The following is a 20,220-nucleotide window of genomic DNA, read 5'->3' as shown; positions in this document are numbered from 1 at the left end:
ATTGCCCGCGCGACGACGCCGAGCGGTGGTGGGCGCTGCGGAATAGGCGGCGGGCCCCGGCGCCTTGAGTGTCAGTGTGAACACCCTCATCGTCACCGCCCACCCCCACCAGGATTCGCTCACCGCGAGCATCGCCCGACAACTCGAGACCGCGCTGGGGCAGCGCACAGTGGTCGTGGCCGACCTCGCCGCGGAAGGCTTCGATCCGCGTTTCGGCCCGGCAGACCGGGACAGGTATCGCGGCGACGGGGAACTCCCCGACGACGTCGCCCGCGAACAGCGCCGCCTCGATGATGCCGACCATGTCGTCTTGGTCTTCCCCGTCTACTGGTGGTCGATGCCGGCGCTCCTCAAAGGCTGGGTCGACCGCGTGTTCATCAACGGGTGGGCTTTCGAGATCGATCCCACCGAGGGAACCCGCCGCAAACTGAGTGGACTCACGGTCCACCTCCTCTTCGTCGCCGGTGACGCCGCCGAGACCTACGAGCGACACGGCTACGAGCAGGCCATCCGCAACCAGATCGAGCACGGCATCGTCGACTATTGCGGGGCGAATCGCGGCTCCTCCGTCTTCGTCTACGAGTCGGAGCAGGACGACGCGCAGGCCCGCCGGGCGCTCGTCGACGGCGCCGTCGACACGGTCGCCCGCGCCATCCGGGGCTGACGTCTCGCCGGCCGGCTCGGAGTGCAAGGATCGCTGTATGCCCTCCTCCACCGCGCTGCTCGTGATCGACCTACAGGTCGGCGTCGTCGCCGACTGTGTCGACGCTTCTGGCGTCGTGAATCGCACCGCGGCACTCGTCGATCGCGCTCGCGAGAACGATGTTCCCGTCATCTGGGTGCAGGACCACGCGGACTTCCCCGAAGAAAGCGAGGGGTGGATGCTCGCGCCTCCACTGCAACGGCGGCCCGACGAGCCGCTCGTGCGCAAGACCTACCGAGACTCGTTCGCCGACACCGACCTCGCCGACGTGCTCGCCGAGCGGGAGGTGACCCGCCTCGTCGTCGCCGGGGCGCAGAGCGATTTCTGCATCCGCACGACCACGCAAGCGGCCGCGGCTCGGGGGTTCGATGTCACGCTCGTGTCCGACGCCCACACGACGGTCGACGCCGAGCACGACGGCACGACGATCTCCGCGCAGCAGATCGTCGCCCACACGAACATGTATTTCCGGGGCCTCCGCTACCCGGGTCTACAGTTCGGCACCGCGACGCATGCGGAGGTGGTGCTGTGACGCTCGCAGCGGGGTACCGCCTCGTCGACGGTGCGCCCTCGACGGACGACTACGTGCGGCTGCGACGGGAGAGCGGGCTCTCGGTCAAGACCGCCGAGCAGGGCTCTGCCGCGATCACCGGGTCGTGGGCATTCCGGCACGTGGTCGACGCCTCGGGCGACGTCGTGGCGATGGGGCGTCTCGTGGGCGACGGTGCCTGGTACTTTCTCGTGGCCGACATGGCCACGCTCCCCGAGCACCAGGGTCGCGGCATCGGTTCGGCCATCCTCGACTCGCTCCTCGAGCAGATTCACGCCGAGGTTCCGGCGGGCGCCTACGTCACCCTCACGGCAGACCCTCCCGGCCGGCGGCTCTACGAGTCTCGCGGCTTCGTCGACGTGGCACCGGCGCGCACCGGCATGCACCTCGTCACGAACTGACCGTCTCAGTCCGGGCTCTGTTTCCCGAATTCGAGCGTGGCGCGCGGCGTGGTCTGCTTCCGTTCTTGCCGCCACGGTCGAGAGCGACTAGCCAAAGCGACGCCGAGTAGTCCGCCGATCGCGTTGGCGAGAAGGTCGCGAGGGTGCGAGATGCGATCCAGCGGAATCTGCGCCAGTTCGATCGCCAGGGTCAGCGCCAGCGGAAGCGTCAAGCGAGCCGAACCGCGGCACAGGAGTCCTGTCGCCACGCCGACGGGGATGAACATCAGCACGTTGAGCGCGACCTCGAGGGGTCTCCCGGCGGTCCACGACGACGCACTCGTCCACGCCTCCGGGGTGAGAATGCTCAGCCGCGGTTCGGCGCCCTCCGTCGCGAAGGGAACAGGCTGAAGGGTCACCCAGAGCACGGCGCCGACGTAGAGCACCCCGAGGGCGATGACCACCGTCTTCGTTCTCGCCTGCAGTGCGACATCCGTCTTGTGCGCTTTCATGACAACATGTAATTATGTATGTGACGTGTTGTCAAATACATCCGAGCGAGTGAGAGAGGAGTAGCAATGCCCAAGATCGGCTCCGGAACGATCGCCGAGCACAAGGCTCATGTCTGGAACGAACTGCTCGATGCGATGGACGCTCTCATCCTCGAGCGCCCCTTCGAATCCATTTCGATGCGCGACGTGTCCGAGCGGTCGGGTGTCGCCCGCACCGCCGTCTACAACTACGCACCCGACACGCTCACCCTTCTGGTCGCGACGGCCACGCGCGGGAGTGCGGACGTGTATGACGCGGTCTCGAGTCGAGCGACGGACTCGTCCCTCGCGCCCTCCCGGCGCCTTCGCGAGATCGTCACGGTTCTCCTGGTCGACTTCGCGCAGAGCACCAGAGCGTTCCTCGCGATGCAGTCGATAGAACGAAACATCGGGCAAGAGCGGCTGACCGACGCGGTGATCCCGGCTCGCGACCTGATCGGCGACAGCATCGTCGACGTGGTGCAGGCCGGTGTCGATGTCGGCGAGTTCGCGCCTCTGACCGACCCCGGACTGACGCGCGCACTCATGGTCGGTGTGATGCAGGTGGCGTTGCGCCACGGCGATCCCGGCCAGCCCATCGGAGTCGCTCGGGCTGACGCGGTCGCCCAGTTCATCATCAACGCCTTGAGCAACCCGCTACCGACCGGTGACGCTGACCTCGTCACGCGCTGAGGTCTTCGCGCCGCCCGGTCAGTGCGCGATCGTCGCGCCGTTGCTGCGCGCGACCTCGCCAAGCCAGTAGGCGCTCGGCTTCGGGCTGCGCTCGAACGTCGTGCGGTCGACGGCGACGAGACCGAATGTGATGTCGTAGCCGTGCACCCACTCGAAGTTGTCGATGAAGGTCCAGTGCAGATAACCGCGGATGTCGAGGCCGTCTGCGACAGCGTGCGCCAGCCCCTCGAGCGCCCCCGTCGTGTAGTCGATCCGACGGGTGTCGTCGGTCGTGGCGATCCCGTTCTCCGTGACGATCATGGGCGTTCCCCCCGTGACCTCCCACGTGCGTCTGAGCGCCATCTCGAGGGCGTCGGGGCGATACGCCCACCCCACCTGGGTGACTTCGGAGCCCGCAGGGGCGCCTTCGAGGCCGTTCGGTCCGACGAGCTGGCTCGTATACGACTGCACGCCCACCCAGTCGTCGTCTCGTGACGCCTCGAGGTAGATGTCTTCCCAGATTCGGCGGTAGTGGTCGAGCCGGTCTTCGTAACCCTCGCGGGCAACGAGCCCCTGGATGGCTACCGTCCAGCCGACCTTCACGCTCGTCTTCTCGTGCAGAATGGCTCGAGCGCGCTCGTGGGCCGCGAGCATGATCCGCGCCGCTTCTTCCGTCGGCGCGGGCATCGAGAAGGCGTTGAGCCCGGCATCCGAGTCGGAGACACCGTGGGCCTCCGCCAACTGCGCGAACACGGCGGTGGGGTCCGGGTACTGCAGGGGGATCGACATCTGGTGCATGACCGCGAAGATGTTCGGCTCGTTGATGGTCGCGACCCAGGTGACCCCCTCGAGGATCGGTGTCACGGCCGAGACGTAAGCACCGAAACGGTCGGTGGCTTCGGGCGCTCCCCAGCCCCCCGCTTGGGCGAACCAGAGCGGGCTGGAGAAGTGATGCAGCGTGATGACCGGGTCGACTCCCTGAGAGAGGCAGTAATCGATGATCCGTCGATAGTGCGCGAGAGCGTCCGGGTCGATGACGCCCTGCTCCGGCTCGACTCGCGCCCACTCGATCCCGAACCGGAACGCCGTGAACCCGAGCGAGACGACCAAGTCGATGTCTTCTTGCCACCGGTTGTAGGCGTCGACCCCCTTGGCGCTGGGCTCGCGGAATGGCGACCCCTCGAGTTGCTCGAGCGCCCACATGTCGCTGTTGGTGTTGTCACCCTCGTTCTGATGGGGTGCCGACGACGCTCCCCACAAGAACCCCGTCGGAAAGGCGGATGGCGTGGTGGTCATGCGGATGCTCCGTTCGCAACGACGGTGAGGACCGTAGACAGGGGCGCCGTCGAGTCGCCGCCCACCCAGAGGTCGAGCACGGTGGCATCCTGCACGCGGGTTCTGGTGGCCGCGCTCCAGTAGCCGAGCTCGGCGGGACCGAGTTCGAAGGTCACGGTCGTGGTCTCTCCGCCGGCGATCGCGACACGACTGAACCCCTTGAGCTCGCGCACAGGCCGCGACGAGGCGCCGTAGCGCTGATGGATGTAGAGCTGAACGACCTCATCGGCATCGAACTCCGACGTGTTGGTGACATCGACCGACACCACCACGCTCCCGCCGACGGTGATCGTCTCGTTCTCGAGCCTCAGGTTCGAGTAGTCGAATGATGCGTAGCTCAGGCCGTATCCGAACGGGTAGAGAGGAGTCGATTGCTCGTTCCAGTACCGCTTGTCTTGGTTCTCCGGCGCGAAGGTGCGGAGGTGCGAGTAGATGAGCGGCACCTGACCGACGTGGCGGGGCCACGTGAACGGGAGTCGTCCGGCGGGCGAGACATCTCCGAAGAGGAGGCGCGCGATCGCGTCACCGCCGCGCGTGCCGGGATACCACGCCTGCACGATCGCAGACGCGTGCTCATCGATCCACCGCACGTCGAGCGGTCGACCGGACATCAGAACCACCACCACGGGCGTGCCGGTCTCGACGACCCTCTGCACGAGCTCCAGCTGGCGGCCCGCGAGGTCGAGTGTCGAGCGGGAGGCGGTTTCGCCGATCTGGTTCTGTCGCTCGCCGACCACCACGACGGCGACGTCGGCCGCCGCCGCCACGGTGACGGCGTGTTCGATCGCCGCGTCGTCATCGTCGGTCACCCCGATCGCCTTCCCACCCGGATCCGGATCCTGAGCGTCGAACGGCGAGGGGAAGATGCGGTCGGGGATTCCGACCCCGGGGGCGTGATCGACACGGGCGTCTGGGCCGACCCGCGACCGCAGGCCATCGAGGATGCTCACCGTCTCGTCGGTGACGTGACCGAACACCCACGGGCCGAGCGTGTCCCGTTTGCTGTCGGCCAGCTGGCCGATCACAGCGATCGAGGCGGGCCCGGCGATCGGCAGTGTTCCGTCGTTCTTAAGCAGCACAGCCGAGCGTTCGGCCGATGTCTGCGCGAGCTCGCGGTGAGCAGGGTCGACGAGGATGGACTCCGCGGTGTCCTCGTCTGCGAAAGGGTTCTCGAACAGGCCGAGGCGGAACTTCGCAGACAGAACGCGGCGCACAGCCGAGTCGACCTGGCCCTCGGTGATCGCGCCGCTCTTCACCGCTGCGGGAATGGTGTCGAAGGCGGGATCCATCACCGCCATCTCCATGTCGAGCCCGGCATCGATCGCCCGCGCCGCGGCGTCGGTGGCGTCTGCCGCGAAGTGCTGGACCTCCATCGACTTCACCGCGTTGGCGTCGGAGACCACGAAACCCGTGAAGCCGAGTTCCTCGCGCAGCACCTCGGTCAAGAGCCAGGCGTTGCCGCTCGCGGGAACACCGTTGAGGTCCATGTACGCGCTCATGATGTTCTCTGCGCCGGCCTCGATGGCGGCCGCGAAGGGCGGCAGGTACACGTTCCGGAGTTCGGCATCCGACACCTCGGCGTCGTCGTAGTCGCGACCCCCGCGAGCGGCTCCGTACCCGGCGAAGTGCTTGGGGCCCGCGAGCACGTTCTCGTGGCTCAAGTCGCCCTGGAAGCCGCGCACTTGCGCGGCGGCGACCGCGGAACCGAGGTGCGGGTCCTCGCCGATGCTCTCGACGATGCGCCCCCATCGCGGGTCGCGGGCGATGTCGATCATGGGGGCGAAAGTCCAGTGGATGCCGGATGCCCGCGCCTCGCGTGCGGCCACCCGCTGCGCCGCCTCGATGAGCGCCGGGTCCCACGATGCCGTCTGTGCGAGGGGCACGGGGAACACCGTGCGCAGCCCGTGGATCACGTCGAAGCCGAAGATGAGCGGGATGCCGTGGCGGCTTCCGTCGATGACCTTCCGCTGATAGCGGTTGGCGACGGCGGCGTCTTTGATGAAGAGCAGAGATCCGACGCCGCCCCGTGCCGCTGCGGCCTCCACCATCTGCGGTTGACGGAGGAACGCCTGGTGCTCGACGGGCAGAGCCTCGATGTCGAGGCCCTCCGGCACTTCGCCGAAGCAGAAGTACTGGGTCAGTTGCCCCGCCTTCTCCTCGATCGTCATTCGTGCGAGCAGGTCGTCGACGCGCGCGGCGGTGGGCAGCGAGGCGTCCTGATAGGGAAGGTCGGTCATCGGGATCCTTTGTCCGTGTGCGAACGTCGTTGTCATCGCATTGTCGCGCGTCAATAGTATGGCTCGACCGATGACGCGCGTCAATCCCGGTTAACCTGGTAGCGCATCGACCCCAGGAGCGAACACCGCATGATCCCTCGCAGTCAAGACGTCGCCGACCGAGCGGGCGTATCGCGGTCGACCGTCAGCCAGATACTCAACGGGCACGAGGAATTGTTCACCGAGGAGACGCGCGCTCGGGTCGCCGACGCTGTCGCCGAACTCGGTTACCACCCGTCTGCCGCGGGCCGCACCCTCGCGCGCGGGTCGAGCGACCTCGTCATCGTGTTGGTTCCCAACACGACGTTCGGCGGCAATCTGCAAGACATCTACGGAGCACTCACGTCGGCGCTCGCCGAGCGCGGGCTGACTCTCCTTCTCCGGCTCTCCGAAGACAGCGTCGAGTCTCTCGCTCGACTCGCCACCGGGTTGAAACCTCGAGCGGTGCTGACTCTCACCGGGATGCCCGAGGGTCAGAAAAGCGCGCTCAAAAAGCGCGGCGTCGAGGTCATCCAACCCGACGCGAGGTCCGGGGCCGACGTCAATGCACAGATCGGCGCCATCCAAGCGCGTCACCTCATCGACAAGGGATACCGCAAGCTCGCCTACGCGCACCTGCAAGACGAGCGCACCGACCCCTTCGGCACACCTCGGGAGCTCGAGTTCGCCGACGAGTGCCGTCGGCGCGGTGTTCCCGATCCGCGGGTGCTCCACCTCGGGGTGACGCCCGAGTCTGCTGCCGCCGCCCTCGACGATCTCGGGGAGCGGGGTTTCGCTGTCGCGTGCTACAACGACGATGTCGCCACGGCCCTGCTCTACGCCGCCACGCAACGCGGGTGGTCGGTGCCGGAGGACCTCGCCCTGATCGGCATGGACAACACGCCGCTCTCGAGGCTCACGATCCCGCCCCTGACCACGGTCGGTTACGACGCGTCAGAGGTGCTCGCGGCGTCTTTACGTTCACTCCTCCGCGGTCTCGACAAGTCCGACGACGCCCCGATCGACGTCGACGTGCGGGTCGAGATCGTCGAGCGGGCCAGCGCCTAGAGCGAGGTCTCGGCTGCGTATCGGATCTCATCCACGCGAATCCGACCGCTGAGCGCTTGCACTCCGAAGACGCGTCCCGTGAACCCGCCCGCGACTTCCGTGGAGAGATAGCGCCCGTCGAACTCACCGAAACTGTGCTCCGTGCCCTCCGACTCGAGCGCGAGCTCGACGAGGTCCGGTTCCGATGTCGCGCCATGGGGCAGAGGGCGCGGCGCCTTAGCGCGGATCACCAGGGTCGGAACGGTGCCAGGCGAGACGCTCCACTGCCCGACGCTGTGCTCGATCGGACCGATGGCGATCGTCGCCTCCACAGTGCTGCCGTCGTAGGTGAGTCCGTACCAGTGCGTGTCGTCGATCCGCACGAGAAACCTGCCGACCCCCGTTGCGGCGTCGAATCGAGTCGACGCCGCCCACACCGCGTCAGTGGCGCGCGCCGCGAGCATCGCTCGCCCGGGCCGGCTCTCCGCATCGATGAGGAGACCGCCCTCGGGCGCGAGGCGAGTGAAGGTCTCGGGGAACCGTCCGATCCCCAGCCATCGCCCGTGCAGGGCTGCTCCGTCGAATCGGTCTGTGAACGAACGGTCTGTGGGAGGAACAGTGAACCGCGTCTCGTCCGGAACGGGCCAGCCGTCCACCCAGTCGATACCGACCACGAACGACTCCCGCCCGTTCACATGGAAGCCCGGTGTCTGACCGCGAGGTCGCACGCCCAGATGCACGGCGGCCCACGTGCCGTCGGGCAGCTCGACGAGGTCGGCGTGCCCGGTGTTCTGCACCTCGTGAGGCAGGCTCCTGTGGCTCAGAATGGGGTTGCTCGGCGCTGCGTCGAACGGGTCGTCGAGGCTACGAGAGCGAGCGATCGTCACGGCGTGGCCGCGCTCGGTGCCGCCCTCGGCGAGAAGCAGGTACCACCAGTCGTCGATCTGATACAGGTGGGGGCCCTCGGGGAAAGACAGCCCGGTGCCTTGCCACAGCTGCCGGGGTGGTGCGAGGAATGCGCCCGTCTCGGTATCGACGGGTGCCGAGAGGATGCCCGGCTCGTCGGGGTTGAGTGAACACCACGTGACGTGGGCAGTGCCTTCCCGATCCCACGCGATGTCGGGGTCGATCCCCATCGCCCCGGAGATGTATACCGGATCCGACCACGGTCCGGCGGCATCGGTGGCGTGGATGAGAAAGTGTCCCTGCCCGAGGGGAATGCCGTTGACATCCGTGCCGATGATCCAGAACCGACCAGCGTGGTGGCGGATCGTGGGAGCGAAGATACCCGCGCTCGGGTACCCACCGTGCTCCGCAATCTGACCCGGGCGCGTCAAGGCGTTTGCGACGAAATGCCACTCCACGAGGTCTGTGCTCGTGTGGATCGGGATGCCGGGCAGGTACTCGAAGCTCGAGGTGATCAGGTAGTAGGTCTCACCGACCCGGCAGATCGACGGGTCCGGGTAGAACCCGGCGAGAATCGGTTCGGTCGGAGTCACAGTGACGTCTCCTCGGTGTTCGTGGCCCCGACTGGCGCAGCGGTGGGTTCGGCGCCGAGGGAATGAATGGTCATCGCGGTCTCACCGTGTCTCTCGGATGTGACAGTGATGACGACATCACCACTCTCGTTCGCGCCGCGGACGATGGCAATGGCACGACCGCGATAGGTCGTCCGGGTCGAGGCGACGAGGCTCTCGGACGTGGACGGTGTCGCGCTTCCGACGGCAGCGAGAGTCCCCGCGCCGGAGACGCTCACGGTCACCCGGTCCTCCGCCCCGACTTCGACGATCCCGTCGGCGTCGGCGAGTTCGACCCACACATAGGCCAAGTCGTCGGGCCCGTGGAGTTCGTCGGTCTCCGCGCGAAGGCGCACGCGGGCCGGTGCCGCGGAACGGAGTGAACTGCGACCCGATTCGACGCCTCGCCGGTAGCCGATCGCGACCAACTCGCCGGGCTCATAGGGCACGCGGAATCGTGCGAGGTAGCCGCGTTTCGGGCCGGCCGTTCGGCGGCCGAGGGAGCGCCCGTTGATCAGGAGCTCCACGTGATCGTCGCCGGAGTAGACCTCGACCTCGGCGACGCCCGAGTGCCCTCGCCACGACCAGCTCTGCACCGCGTCCGTCGCCAGCCACGGTGTCTTGTTCGCGCGCTGCCCCGCTCGGTCCAGGGGGCGCACGGCGATCCCCGGTTCCGCGGTGCTGCCCCACACCGCCTGGGCGAGAAGAACGGTGGCGCCGGCGGAGCCAGTGATGTCGAACGCCCCGCAGCCCGCGAGAACACCCGGAAAGGGTTTGGCGATTCCGCCGGGCTCCGAACCGTAGGTCCAGTACCCGAGGCCGACCTCGCCGAGGTAGTCCCAGCCCGTCCAGCTGAAGTCGCCGATCACACCGGCAACCGAGGTGACCCGCTTCCAGATCGCCGGCAGGTCGCCGTGCATCGACTCGGTTCCGACGATGACGCGGTCGGGGTATCGGCGCCTGGCGCGCGCGTAACTCGCGAATCCGTAGTTGTATCCCGCGATATCCACGCGGTCGAACGCGGCACGCGTGGCCTTGTCGGCGGCGGGAAGGGTGGAGGCGAGAACCATCATGCGACCGAGCTTCGCCGTGAGCATGTTGGCCGCGGTGCTCGTCGCCGGAGTGCGCTCGAGGGGCTTCTCCTCGTGATCGTCGCTGGGTTTCGCTCGCGCCGACATCATCGCCAAGAGCGGGTTGACGGCGATCGTCGTCGGGCGGGTGGGGTCGAGCTCGGTGAAGAACGAGGTGATCTCCTCGGCGAGGTCGACGCCTGCGTCGACCGCCGCTTCCGCGATCTCGTTGCCGATCGAGTACATGATGACGGAGGGCCGATTGCGATCCTCCTGGATCATGGCCGCGGCATCCGCTCGCCATTCCTCGCGGAACAGCGGAGCCCCGTCGTGGGGTGTCTTCCTGCCGAACCAGACGTCGGAGAGCTCGTCCATGACGTACAAACCGATCTCGTCGCACGCATCGAGGAAGGCGCGGGAGAGTGGATTGTGGGCGCTCCGGATGGCGTTGTATCCCGCCTCCTTCAACAGGCGCGCGCGGCGTCGCTCGGCAGCGGCGAACGTCGCCGCCCCCAGCGGACCGTTGTCGTGATGCACTGCGGTGCCTCGCAAGAGCACGTGCCGCCCGTTCACGCGGAGTCCGTTCCGCGCGTCCACACCGATGGTGCGGATACCCGAGCGCACGCTCCGCGAGTCGAGCTCGATTCCGTCGACGACGAGGGAGACGCGCACGTCATAGAGAGCGGGTCGGTCGGCAGACCAGAGGTGGGCCGACGGAACGGGCACATCGAGTGCGGCGATGCCGCCCTGCACCCCGCTCTTCCGGCGTGCGACGAGCTGACCGTCGAACGAGAACTCTGTGACGACCTGGGCGGTCGGCGGCAACGCCCCGCGCACGCGGACGGACACGTCGACTGATGCGTCAGAGTGCCGGGGCCCGCCGTCGACCGACGTCGTCACGATGCTGATGCCGTCTTGCGCGATCGCCGCCGCACCGACGGAGTCGAGCCACACCGGTCGGTAGATCCCCGAGCCCGTGTACCACCGACTGTTCGGCACCGCGCTGTTATCGACATGCACCTCGATGAGGCTTGCGGAACCGGGGGTCAGAACGCCGAGCGGAAGCCGGAAGGCGCGGTAGGGGCTGGTGCTGCCGCCCACCCGGACGCCGTCGACGACGACGTCACACTCGCCGAAGACCCCCTCGAACTCGACGAAGTACTCGCGCTCCACGACATCCTGCGGGGCGGTCCACCGCTTCCGGTAGACGTAGACACCGCCGGGAAAAAACCCGCCGTGGTTGTCTGTGCCTCCCTGCGCGACGCGGGGCTCGCCGATCATGGCGTCGTGGGGCAGGCGCACGGGAACGCCCTCCACGTCGCCCTCGCGGTGAAACGTCCAGTCGTCGGTGAAAAGCGTCTTCGTCATCTGTTCGACTCCAAGGGGATTGTGGCGGGTGGTCGGCGGGCTTATCGCACGCTGCGCACTTTCCACTGCACGATGATCCCGGCGGTGATGGTGCACACCGCGGCCACGAGAAAGAGCAGCCCGTAGTTTCTGTCGTCGCCGGTGACCCCGATGAGAATGAGCGGTGCGGCGATGAGCGGGGCGACGGCTTGCGCGATCGACGTCGAGTACCCGTTGATTCCGAGAAAACGACCCGCAGCGCTCTCTTTCTCCGGCAGCACCGTGAGCACGAGGGCCTGATCCACCGAGGAGAACACGCCGAGCGCGAGCCCGGTCATGGCCGAGCCGGCGATGAGAATCCCGAAGTTGCTGCCGCCGAACGCGAGCGTGAGGGCACCAACGGTGTAGACGATTCCCGACGCGAGAACGAAGATCTTGCGACGACCGAGCCTGTCAGACAGGAATCCGCCCGCGAGAGCTCCGACACCCGTGACGACGAGGCTCACGAGCGAGATGACGACGATGACGCCGCCGATGTCGGCGACCTGCCCGCCTTCGCTCAAGCGTGACGCGAAGAACAGCGAGGTGAAGGTGGTGGAAAAGGTCACGCCCGTCATGAAGAGCAGTCGCGCCAGCCAGTTCCACGCGAAGTCGGGGTACTGGCGCGGGTTGAAGACCATGCTGCGCAGCACGTTGCGGGTGCTCAGCCGCTCGCTGAACTCGGCCTGACGGGTGTCACGCTCGGGCACCAGAAGGAACCAGAGGAAGAGCAGCACGAGCCCCACCCCTCCGGGCACGAGGAACACGAGAAAGTTGTTTCCGACGAACGCACTGGCGAGACCCACTCCCAACACCGGCGCGGCCATCTGAACGAAGCCGGTCAGACCGGCGACACGGCCGTACTGCGATTCGGGCAGTCGGTCTGCCTGGGACTGCAGCAGCGAGTTCATCGAGGCCGTCCATCCCATGGCGGCGAAGACCCATCCGATGAGCACGACGGGCACGTTTCCGGCGGCGGCGATGACGACGAGACCCAGGAAGCCGAGCACCGCGCCTCCGAGCGCGAACTGCCGACGACGCCCCAGGCGCGAACGGGTCCGGTCGCTCCACAGACCGATGAGCGGTCCGGTGATGGTCGTCACGATCGCTCCGATACCGATGATGTAGCCGAGAACCTCGACGTTGGCGGGCGCGAGTTCTTGCACGCGGAGTGAGAGCGAGAAGCCGATCGGCGCGACGAGCGCGACGTATGCGCCGAGCATTCCGAGCAGCAGGAAGACGATGTATTTCGGCTTCACGGGGGTGCGGATCGTGCCGGTCGCGGTGTGCTCGGCTTTGGTCTCTGCTGCGAGCGCTTGCTGCGCGGGAGAGATCGATGCACCGGGCACCATGGGCGCGCTGGGGTTGTCAGACATGGGGACTCCTTCGTCATCCGACCAGGGCTTCTTCTTCGAATGGAGGGCCTGGAACCTCCGCGCCGGCGATTCGGCTCGTTGACGCGTGACAACGAGTAGAACACGGCGCATTGTCGCGTGTCAACGGGAGGTTTCTCGTGGCGCTCTCGCTCGGGGTCGAGGTGCGCCGCGTACTGCGATCGCAGTAACGAGGCGACTCCGTCGGGATGACGACACCGGTCGTCGCGCCGGTGAGCCTTGAACCACAACCACAACCACGAACACGAACCAGAGAAGAAGGCACGGACACCATGGGAAAACTCGACGGCAAGGTCGTTCTGATCACCGGATGCTCGAGCGGCCTGGGCAAGCAGCAAGCGCTGCGAATGGCCGACGAGGGAGCCGCGCTCGCCATCTGCGCGCGCAGCGAGGAGAAGCTGGCCGAAACGAGACGCGTGTGCGAAGAGCGCGGAGCGGAGGTTCTCGCGATGACGGTTGACATCACCGACTACGACAGCCTCGCCTCGTTCGTGGGCGCGACGGCGGAGCGGTTCGGCACGATCGACGTGCTGGTCAACAACGCCCACACGATCACCATCCCCGCCCCGTTCCTCGAGAAGACGATCGAGCATCTCGACATCGAGATGCGGAGCTCGGTCTACGCCTACTGGCATCTCATGAAGCTGTGCTTTGCGCACATGCGAGACAAGCCGGGCGCCGGCGCCTCGATCATCAACTTCGCCTCCGAGGCCGCCATCGCGGGTGACGCGTTCTACGCCCCGTACGCGGCGTCGAAGGAAGCGGTTCGGGGGCTCTCCCGCGTGGTCGCGCGAGAATGGGGCGTTCACAACATCCGGGTCAACACGGTGTGTCCCAACGGGATGACCGAGAACGTGTCGGAGGGGCTCGCGACGCTCGAGCCCGCGGTGCAGGAGCACGTTCGCAAGGCGTTCGTGGCGAACCCCTTCGGCCGCGCGGGCGACGCGTTCGCCGACGTCGCCCCGGTGATCGTCTTTCTCGCGTCAGACGACAGTCACTGGATCACCGGACAGAATCTGCACGCCGACGGGGGAGCGCTCATCTCGGCGTGAATCGCGCGCGTCGCGTGCCTCGTCGCGGGCGACGCTCACGGGTGGATTCCGGCACGCACCGCGAAGGTGACCAGTTGCGCGCGGTCCCGAGCGCCGACCTTCGTCATCGATCGATTCAGGTGCGTCTTGACGGTGAAGGGCGAGACGAAGAATCGGCGGGCGATCGCGTCGCCGTCGAGGCCGTGCACGAGGGCTTCGACGACTTGGCGCTCCCGGGCGGTGAGGGCGTCGAAGCGGTGCACCATGTCGGGATCTGCGGGCGCTCGTCGCTCGTGGGCCACGTGCCCGATCACCGTTTCGAGCGCGGTCACCGAGAGGGCGTGGCCCCCGGCAGCGACGGAGCGGACCGCATCGATGATCTCCGTCGGCGCGGCTCCCTTGCCCAGAAAGCCTTCAGCGCCCGCGCGCAGAGCGTTGACGACGTTGTCGTCTCTCTCGAACGTCGTCAAGACGAGAATGCGAAAACTCCAGTCGACCGACATCGCCATCATCCGTCTGGTCACTTCGACACCGTCGACCCCCGGCATCTGGATGTCCATGATCACGACGTCCGGGCGGGCGCAAGTGAGGTTCGCGAGGGCGGCGAGCCCGTCGGAATGCTGCGCTACGACGTCGAAATCTTCGGGAGATCCGAGGATGGTTGCGAGGCCGGTGCGAACGATGTCCTGATCCTCGACGATCATGATCCGGATCACGACTCGACCTCCGCGTGCGGAACCAGGATCGTCGCCGTGACTTCGAAGACGTCGTCGGTCGATCGGAGCGAGAGGCTCCCGCCGAGGGACTCCGCTCGTTCGCGCATCCCCACGAGGCCGTGACCTCCTCCGGCAGCCTCCGCGCGCCCTACCGCGTTCCTGCTGGTGATCGTCACGACATCGCCCGTGTGCTGAATGCGCAGTGTCACCTCGCCGGCGGCGTGGCGCTGCGCGTTGGTCAGCATCTCCTGCGCGATCCGGAAGACTGCGGCGCGGATCCGATCGGGAACGGTGACGAGGGGCTCGTCGATCCGGCAGTGCACGCGAAGTCCGGCGGTCTGGAAGCTCTCGATCATCTCGGTCAGAGCGTGCGGACCGGTGATGGGACCGAATGATGACGCGTCGCTCGGCACGCGGAGCATCTGGAGCGTGTGTTGGGTCTCCTCGAGAACGGACTTGATAGCCGTGCGCGCTGCGCGCAGTGACTCTTGCGTTTCGACGTCGGTCGTCTGTGCCGTCATCTCGGCGGTGCCGACGTGCATGCTGATGACCGCGATGCCGTGGCCGATGCTGTCGTGGAGGTCGCGGGCGATGCGAATGCGCTCCTCGGCGACCGCGTTCTGCACCGTGAGGTGCTGATTCCACCTCACGTCGCGCTCGTGCTGCTCCTGGCCGTCTCTCACCTCGGCTCGCGAACGCACGGCAGCCCCGATCGCGGCGGTGAGAGCAGCGCCGAGCACGACCACGGAGGGCCATCGCCCCGCAGCCTCGGTCAAGCCGTAGTGCGACAGAGCGGCGATGAGGTTGGCGAGAGTCACGACCCCGCCGACGAGCAGGGGCGAGGCGCCGCGCAGGGCGAGCAGGAGTGCGGTGAAGATGCACAGGATGCCTGTGCCGGCGGGGTCCCTCCCGGCCGCCGAAGCCAGAACAGGGGCCAGGGCAGACAGCACCAGGCCCACTCGCCACGAGCGGAACGACAGGATCGCCCCCGCGATGCCGAGCAGTGGGCTCGCGGCCCCGACGAGATCACCGGCCCCGAGAAGCGGGATCGCCACGTTGATCCAGCCGCTCAGCGCGATGAGTGTGACCGTGATGAGCGCGGCGCGCCGCGGGGCTATCGCGACCGGGAGCCCGGGGGCGGGGGCGCGGAGGAGTTCGCGGAGGAACATCTGGCCCATCCTTCCTCGAGGGGTCGCGGCGGTCGTACTGCTAGCGCAGTAGCCCGGTCTCGTGCGTCCGGGCGATGGCAGTCGACGTGCCGTGCGTCAATGTGGTCTCGACGGATGCGGTCGCCGGTGCGTATCCGACTCTCGACGAGCGTGTGGCACCATTCATTGACGCGCGTCAATAGTATCGATCACCGGTTACATGACAAGGAGACACAGTGAACTCGACTGACTACACAGGCAAGCGCGTCGTCGTGACCGGATGCTCGTCGGGAGTGGGCGCGGCCACGGCGAAGATGCTCGGCGCGCTAGGAGCCGAAGTCATCGGCTTGAGCAGGCGCGAGCCGACCGAGCCGGTGGCGCAATTTCACGAGGTGGATCTGGCGTCGCCGGAGTCGATCGAGGCCGCGGTGCGCGACATCCAGGCACCGATCGATGCGCTCTTCAACTGCGCGGGCGCACCGCCCACGCTCTCCTCCCTCGAGATCGTCAGGGTGAACTTTCTCGGGCCCCGCCTTCTGACCGAGATGATCGTTCCCCTGATGCCCTCGGGCTCCGCGATCGTGAGCGTGTCGTCGAGCAACGCGGCGGGGTGGCGCAATCGCGTCGATCTCCTCAGGGGGTTCGTCGAGACCGACGGCTTCGACGAGGGTGTCGCCTGGTACGAAGCGAACGTCGACGAGGCGGGCCACGGCTACCCGTTCAGCAAAGAAGCGCTCACCGTGTGGGCCCTCGCGCTCGCCGGCGAGCTCGTCACCCGCGGAATCAGGAGCAACCTCGTGAGCCCGGGAGTGGTTCAGACGCCATTGCTGGAAGCCGCGCAGCAGGCATTCCCACCCGAGATGCTTGCGGGGAGCCTGCGGCCGAGCGGTCGACCATCGACTGTCGACGAGCAGGCGGCCCCCCTCCTCTTCCTCAACAGCTCGGCAGCCTCGTATGTCAACGGTGCCGACCTCGCGGTGGACGGGGGCTACAGTGCCCTGTTCGCTACGTCGGGCTCGTGACCGTCTCGATGAGCGCGATCAGCTCAGCAGGAAGGTGACGTGCATGAGGGGGCTGCGCGCCATCCATTCCTCGAGCGGTTCGACGGGCTGCGCGATGTACGCACGGTGCCTCGGCTGATTGAGGTCGACGATGACCGATTCGAATACGCGGCGGCGCGCGTCTCGATCGACGACGGGTTGCGCCATCGCCGGGAGGTCTGCGCGCACCGAGTTCTTGAGGTGGAAGGTGAACTGCGGGTTCTGTAGGAGGTTCGCATACCAGCTGCGGCTCGCCGGCTGAGTGGTCAGGTAGATCTCGTCGTCGACGCGGTAGAACCAGATCTCGATGCGGCGTTCGCGCCCGGTCTTGGCGCCGATGGTCGTGATGTCGACGGTGCGAGCGGATGCCGACGACGACGGGGTGATGGCGAGCGCTCGCCGAATGCGCTCATCTGCGGCCGACGCTTTCTCGGTCACAGCAGCGCACCGCCGGAGACCTCGAGGCGCTCTCCGGTCGCCCAGCGGAGCCCGGGCGAGACCAGGGCGAGGATCGCGTCGGCGATCTCATCCGCCTCGCCCACTCGCCCGAGAGCGGTCTGCCCCGACAGTGCCTCGCGCATGGCGTCGCTGTCGCGCATGGCTCCGCCGTTGAAGTCGGTCGCGGTCGGCCCGGGGGCGATCGAGTTGACCCGGATGCCGCGTGGGCCGAGTTCGAGGGCGAGGCTGCGGGTGAGTGCTTCGAGTGCCTTCTTCGATGCCGCGTAGACGGATGTCGCCGGGCTGACGTGTCTGCTGAGCGAACTCGACACGTTGACGATGCACGCCTCCTCCGACAGGTGCGGCAGGAAGGCTTGCGTGACGAAAAGCGGTCCGCGAACGTTGACGGCGAAGGTGGTGTCGAAATGCTCGGCCGAGATGTCGCCGAGCGGCGCGAACAGCCCGACCCCGGCGTTGTTGACGAGCACGTCGATGGTGGTGGCGTTCCACTTCTGCGCGATGCTCGCGAGCGCCGCGACGCGTGCCGCCTCGATTGAGGTGAGGTTTGCGACATCCAATCGAATCGCTATGGCGTCTCCGCCCGCGTCGACGATCTGGTGCACGACGTCGCTCGCGTCGCCCCGCGAGGCGACGACGATCCTGAGTCCGTTTCGGGCCAGAGCGAGAGCGGTGGCTCGACCGAGGCCGCGATTGGCTCCGGTGATGAAGGCGATTCGGGGCATGCTGTCTCCAATAAGTAAATGAACGCTTACTTATAAACTAGCCATCCGACCTAGCCGTCGTCAACTGCACCACGAAGGAGACCTATGGCCCGCGACGCCGAAGCCACGAAAGAGCGCATCCTCGCCGCAGCGACCGTCGAGTTCGCTGCCCACGGTTTCGCCGGCGGACGCGTCGAGCGCATCGCCGCCCAGGCGCAGAGCAACGTGCGCATGATCTACGCGTACTACGGCGGCAAGAGCGGCCTCTTCGATGCGACCCTCGCCGAGGCGCTGCGGCGGATGGCCGACAATGTCCCCCCGCGCCCCGACGACCTCGCGGGCTGGGCGGGGGATGTCTTCGACCACCACGAGCGCTTTCCCGAAGTGCTCCGGCTGAGCATGTGGGCCCAACTCGAGCGCCCCGAGGCCACAGCCGAGCCGCGCGAGATCTATCGCAACAAGACGCTCGCCGTAGCGACGGCGGCTGCCAGCCCACTGTCGGCCATCGACGTGCTGGTCTTCATCTACGCGATCGCGCAGGCCTGGCAGCTCTCGCCTGGCGGGCTCACCGGTCTCGAAGAGGGGCCGGGAGTGGAGGCTCGTCGCCACGCGGTCGTCACGGCCGTCGAGCGGATGCTGCGCGCCCGAGCCTGAGCCGAGGTCGCAGTGTTCACTGCATCGAGCATGGTGACGTCTGGCCTCTTCGCGTCCTCTTGGGCCTCGTCGACCGAAGCGGTCTTCCTCAGTCGACCAGGCGCCACTCGCGCACGAACTCGTCGACGGTCTTGGTTTCGAGATCTTGGCGAACCGTTTCGAGGAGGTAATGCGGGTCGCCGACGTCCGCAGGAGTGCGGAGAACCTCGGCCCCACTCGCCCGGCGGCGCACGACGAGGTCGGCGTCGACATCGACGTCACCCCACACCGCGCGCAGCAGAGCCCACATTCGACGGATCATGCGCCGAGCACGGGTGCCCGACGGCTCCTCGAGGTCGGCGACGAGATGGTTCGAGGCGGGCTCCATACATCCATTTTGTCGGATACGTCAGCGCGACCGACGGCCTCCGCTTCAGCGGGCGAGCGTGCAGACGCAAAGAATGGTTGCACTCACACACGCCTGACAGACAACCCCATCTAGCATCGCCAAAGCCCCCGCTTCCCCCTTGCCCGAACGTTCTCAGGAGAACCATGCGCACCGTCAACGCCTACGCGGCACCGTCCGCGACCGAACCCCTCGTCAAGACCACCATCGAGCGCCGCGATGTGGGCCCGCACGACGTCATGATCGACATCGCCTACGCCGGCATCTGCCACTCCGACATCCACACCGTGCGCGGCGAGTGGGGCGACATCCAGTACCCGCAGGTCGTCGGCCACGAGATCGTCGGAACCGTGGCCGAGGTCGGCTCGGAGGTCACCAAGCACAAGGTCGGCGACCGCGTCGGCGTGGGCTGCATGGTCAACTCGTGCCGAAAGTGCGAGTACTGCCTCCGCGGCGACGAGCAGTACTGCGCCGAGGGCAACGTCGGAACCTACACGGGCGTCGACCCGGCCGACGGCACCATCACGCAGGGCGGATATTCGCAGGCCGTCGTCGTCACCGAAGACTTCGTGCTCCGCGTGCCCGAGAGCCTCGACTTCGAGAAGGTCGCGCCGCTGCTCTGCGCCGGCATCACGCTCTACTCGCCGCTGCACCACTGGCAGGCTGGCCCCGACACCAAGGTCGCCATCGTCGGCCTCGGTGGTCTCGGCCACATGGGTGTGAAGATCGCTGCGGCCCTCGGTGCCGACGTCACCGTTCTCTCGCAGACGACCTCGAAGAAGGAGGACTCGCTTCGTTTCGGAGCCAAGGCTCACTACGCGACCAAGGATGCGGAAACCTTCACCGAGCTCGCGAACTCGTTCGACCTCATCATCAACACCGTCTCGGCGAAAGTCGACATGGGCGCCTACCTCGGCCTCCTCAAGGTCGACGGCACCCTCGTGAACGTGGGTGCCCCGTCGGAGCCTCTCGCGGTGCCCGCGTTCGCACTCATCCCGGGGCGTCGCAGCTGGGCGGGTTCCGCCATCGGCGGCATCCGCGAGACGCAGGAGATGCTCGACTTCTGTGCCGAGCACGGCATCTTGCCCGAGACCGAGCTCATCAGCGCCGACGACATCAACGACGCCTACGAGCGAGTGCTCAGCTCGGATGTCCGCTACCGCTTCGTCATCGACACCGCGACGCTCGCGTAACCACCCCTCTCATGAAGCGCCCCCGCGAATCCGCGGGGGCGCTTCGTCGTCTGA

General features: G+C 67.2%; 20 protein-coding genes. 9 read left to right on the top strand and 11 right to left on the bottom strand.

Annotated features, from left to right (window positions below; translation table 11 throughout):
- The first annotated feature begins 76 nt into the window (after positions 1-76).
- From ACLHG5_RS10505 to ACLHG5_RS10495, 3 genes are read left to right on the top strand one after another with little or no spacing between them, the layout of a single operon-like run.
- Positions 77-664, top strand: a complete 588-nt coding sequence (locus tag ACLHG5_RS10505; protein WP_411318738.1) for an NAD(P)H-dependent oxidoreductase — start codon at positions 77-79, stop codon at positions 662-664.
- Positions 665-701: 37 nt separating this feature from the next.
- The gene (locus ACLHG5_RS10500; protein ID WP_411318737.1) at positions 702-1,235 is read left to right on the top strand and encodes a cysteine hydrolase family protein; all 534 of its coding nucleotides are present in this window, start codon (positions 702-704) and stop codon (positions 1,233-1,235) included.
- On the top strand, positions 1,232-1,654 hold the full coding sequence (locus ACLHG5_RS10495; RefSeq protein ID WP_411318736.1) for a GNAT family N-acetyltransferase: 423 nt from the start codon (positions 1,232-1,234) through the stop codon (positions 1,652-1,654). The genes ACLHG5_RS10500 and ACLHG5_RS10495 overlap by 4 nt, the downstream gene beginning before the upstream one ends.
- A 5-nt stretch (positions 1,655-1,659) precedes the next feature.
- Here ACLHG5_RS10495 and ACLHG5_RS10490 read toward each other — a convergent pair whose 3' ends face one another.
- On the bottom strand, positions 1,660-2,145 hold the full coding sequence (locus ACLHG5_RS10490; RefSeq protein WP_411318735.1) for a VanZ family protein: 486 nt from the start codon (positions 2,143-2,145) through the stop codon (positions 1,660-1,662).
- A 66-nt stretch (positions 2,146-2,211) separates the two neighbouring features.
- Between ACLHG5_RS10490 and ACLHG5_RS10485 the strand changes: the two genes are divergently transcribed.
- A complete protein-coding gene (locus ACLHG5_RS10485) occupies positions 2,212-2,856 on the top strand; it encodes a TetR/AcrR family transcriptional regulator (protein ID WP_411318734.1) in 645 nt (214 codons plus the stop codon).
- A gap of 18 nt (positions 2,857-2,874) precedes the next feature.
- On the opposite strand, the gene ACLHG5_RS10480 is transcribed toward ACLHG5_RS10485, so the two are convergent.
- Together ACLHG5_RS10480 and ACLHG5_RS10475 are read right to left on the bottom strand one after the other, a co-directional pair.
- Positions 2,875-4,131, bottom strand: coding sequence for a glycoside hydrolase family 1 protein (locus ACLHG5_RS10480; protein ID WP_411318733.1), 1,257 nt, complete (start codon positions 4,129-4,131; stop codon positions 2,875-2,877).
- Positions 4,128-6,407 carry a glycoside hydrolase family 3 N-terminal domain-containing protein gene (locus ACLHG5_RS10475; RefSeq protein ID WP_411318731.1) on the bottom strand — a complete coding sequence of 760 codons (2,280 nt, stop codon included), beginning with the start codon at positions 6,405-6,407 and terminating at the stop codon, positions 4,128-4,130. The genes ACLHG5_RS10480 and ACLHG5_RS10475 overlap by 4 nt, the downstream gene beginning before the upstream one ends.
- A gap of 129 nt (positions 6,408-6,536) precedes the next feature.
- Between ACLHG5_RS10475 and ACLHG5_RS10470 the strand changes: the two genes are divergently transcribed.
- Positions 6,537-7,493, top strand: a complete 957-nt coding sequence (locus tag ACLHG5_RS10470) for a LacI family DNA-binding transcriptional regulator (protein WP_411316775.1) — start codon at positions 6,537-6,539, stop codon at positions 7,491-7,493.
- On the opposite strand, the gene ACLHG5_RS10465 is transcribed toward ACLHG5_RS10470, so the two are convergent.
- The 3 genes from ACLHG5_RS10465 to ACLHG5_RS10455 are packed head-to-tail and all read right to left on the bottom strand — an operon-like array spanning position 7,490 to position 12,821.
- Complete coding sequence (locus ACLHG5_RS10465) at positions 7,490-8,971, bottom strand: family 43 glycosylhydrolase (RefSeq protein ID WP_411318729.1); 1,482 nt, start codon at positions 8,969-8,971, stop codon at positions 7,490-7,492. The genes ACLHG5_RS10470 and ACLHG5_RS10465 overlap by 4 nt on opposite strands.
- On the bottom strand, positions 8,968-11,427 hold the full coding sequence (locus tag ACLHG5_RS10460; protein ID WP_411318728.1) for a glycoside hydrolase family 2 TIM barrel-domain containing protein: 2,460 nt from the start codon (positions 11,425-11,427) through the stop codon (positions 8,968-8,970). The genes ACLHG5_RS10465 and ACLHG5_RS10460 overlap by 4 nt, the downstream gene beginning before the upstream one ends.
- A 41-nt stretch (positions 11,428-11,468) precedes the next feature.
- The gene (locus tag ACLHG5_RS10455) at positions 11,469-12,821 is read right to left on the bottom strand and encodes an MFS transporter (protein WP_411316778.1); all 1,353 of its coding nucleotides are present in this window, start codon (positions 12,819-12,821) and stop codon (positions 11,469-11,471) included.
- A gap of 290 nt (positions 12,822-13,111) precedes the next feature.
- Between ACLHG5_RS10455 and ACLHG5_RS10450 the strand changes: the two genes are divergently transcribed.
- The gene (locus ACLHG5_RS10450) at positions 13,112-13,891 is read left to right on the top strand and encodes an SDR family NAD(P)-dependent oxidoreductase (RefSeq protein WP_411318727.1); all 780 of its coding nucleotides are present in this window, start codon (positions 13,112-13,114) and stop codon (positions 13,889-13,891) included.
- 35 nt (positions 13,892-13,926) lie between these two features.
- Here the strand turns inward: ACLHG5_RS10450 and ACLHG5_RS10445 are convergent, their stop codons facing one another.
- On the bottom strand, positions 13,927-14,586 hold the full coding sequence (locus ACLHG5_RS10445) for a response regulator (protein WP_411316780.1): 660 nt from the start codon (positions 14,584-14,586) through the stop codon (positions 13,927-13,929).
- Positions 14,583-15,755 (bottom strand): sensor histidine kinase, encoded by a 1,173-nt coding sequence (locus ACLHG5_RS10440; protein ID WP_411316781.1) that lies wholly within the window; start codon positions 15,753-15,755, stop codon positions 14,583-14,585. The genes ACLHG5_RS10445 and ACLHG5_RS10440 overlap by 4 nt, the downstream gene beginning before the upstream one ends.
- A 215-nt stretch (positions 15,756-15,970) precedes the next feature.
- Here ACLHG5_RS10440 and ACLHG5_RS10435 point away from each other — a divergent pair, with 215 nt between their 5' ends.
- A complete protein-coding gene (locus ACLHG5_RS10435) occupies positions 15,971-16,756 on the top strand; it encodes a coniferyl-alcohol dehydrogenase (RefSeq protein WP_411316782.1) in 786 nt (261 codons plus the stop codon).
- 18 nt (positions 16,757-16,774) lie between these two features.
- Here ACLHG5_RS10435 and ACLHG5_RS10430 read toward each other — a convergent pair whose 3' ends face one another.
- Both ACLHG5_RS10430 and ACLHG5_RS10425 read right to left on the bottom strand, forming a co-directional pair.
- Positions 16,775-17,212 carry a nitroreductase/quinone reductase family protein gene (locus ACLHG5_RS10430; RefSeq protein ID WP_411318726.1) on the bottom strand — a complete coding sequence of 146 codons (438 nt, stop codon included), beginning with the start codon at positions 17,210-17,212 and terminating at the stop codon, positions 16,775-16,777.
- Positions 17,209-17,955 carry an SDR family NAD(P)-dependent oxidoreductase gene (locus ACLHG5_RS10425; protein WP_411318725.1) on the bottom strand — a complete coding sequence of 249 codons (747 nt, stop codon included), beginning with the start codon at positions 17,953-17,955 and terminating at the stop codon, positions 17,209-17,211. Before ACLHG5_RS10425 ends, ACLHG5_RS10430 begins: the two co-directional genes overlap by 4 nt.
- A gap of 84 nt (positions 17,956-18,039) precedes the next feature.
- On the opposite strand from ACLHG5_RS10425, the gene ACLHG5_RS10420 reads away from it, so the two are divergent.
- Positions 18,040-18,588, top strand: a complete 549-nt coding sequence (locus tag ACLHG5_RS10420; protein WP_411318723.1) for a TetR family transcriptional regulator — start codon at positions 18,040-18,042, stop codon at positions 18,586-18,588.
- Between the two features lie 88 nt (positions 18,589-18,676).
- On the opposite strand, the gene ACLHG5_RS10415 is transcribed toward ACLHG5_RS10420, so the two are convergent.
- Positions 18,677-18,955 carry a hypothetical protein gene (locus ACLHG5_RS10415; protein WP_411318722.1) on the bottom strand — a complete coding sequence of 93 codons (279 nt, stop codon included), beginning with the start codon at positions 18,953-18,955 and terminating at the stop codon, positions 18,677-18,679.
- A gap of 164 nt (positions 18,956-19,119) precedes the next feature.
- Here ACLHG5_RS10415 and ACLHG5_RS10410 point away from each other — a divergent pair, with 164 nt between their 5' ends.
- Complete coding sequence (locus tag ACLHG5_RS10410) at positions 19,120-20,166, top strand: NAD(P)-dependent alcohol dehydrogenase (RefSeq protein ID WP_411316791.1); 1,047 nt, start codon at positions 19,120-19,122, stop codon at positions 20,164-20,166.
- Positions 20,167-20,220: the final 54 nt, after the last annotated feature.

Source organism: Marisediminicola sp. LYQ85 (assembly GCF_046600695.1).
In the GTDB taxonomy this organism is placed as follows: Bacteria; Actinomycetota; Actinomycetes; order Actinomycetales; family Microbacteriaceae; genus Marisediminicola.
Note: the sequence above shows the minus strand (reverse complement) of the source record. Positions and strands in the feature narration are given on the sequence as shown.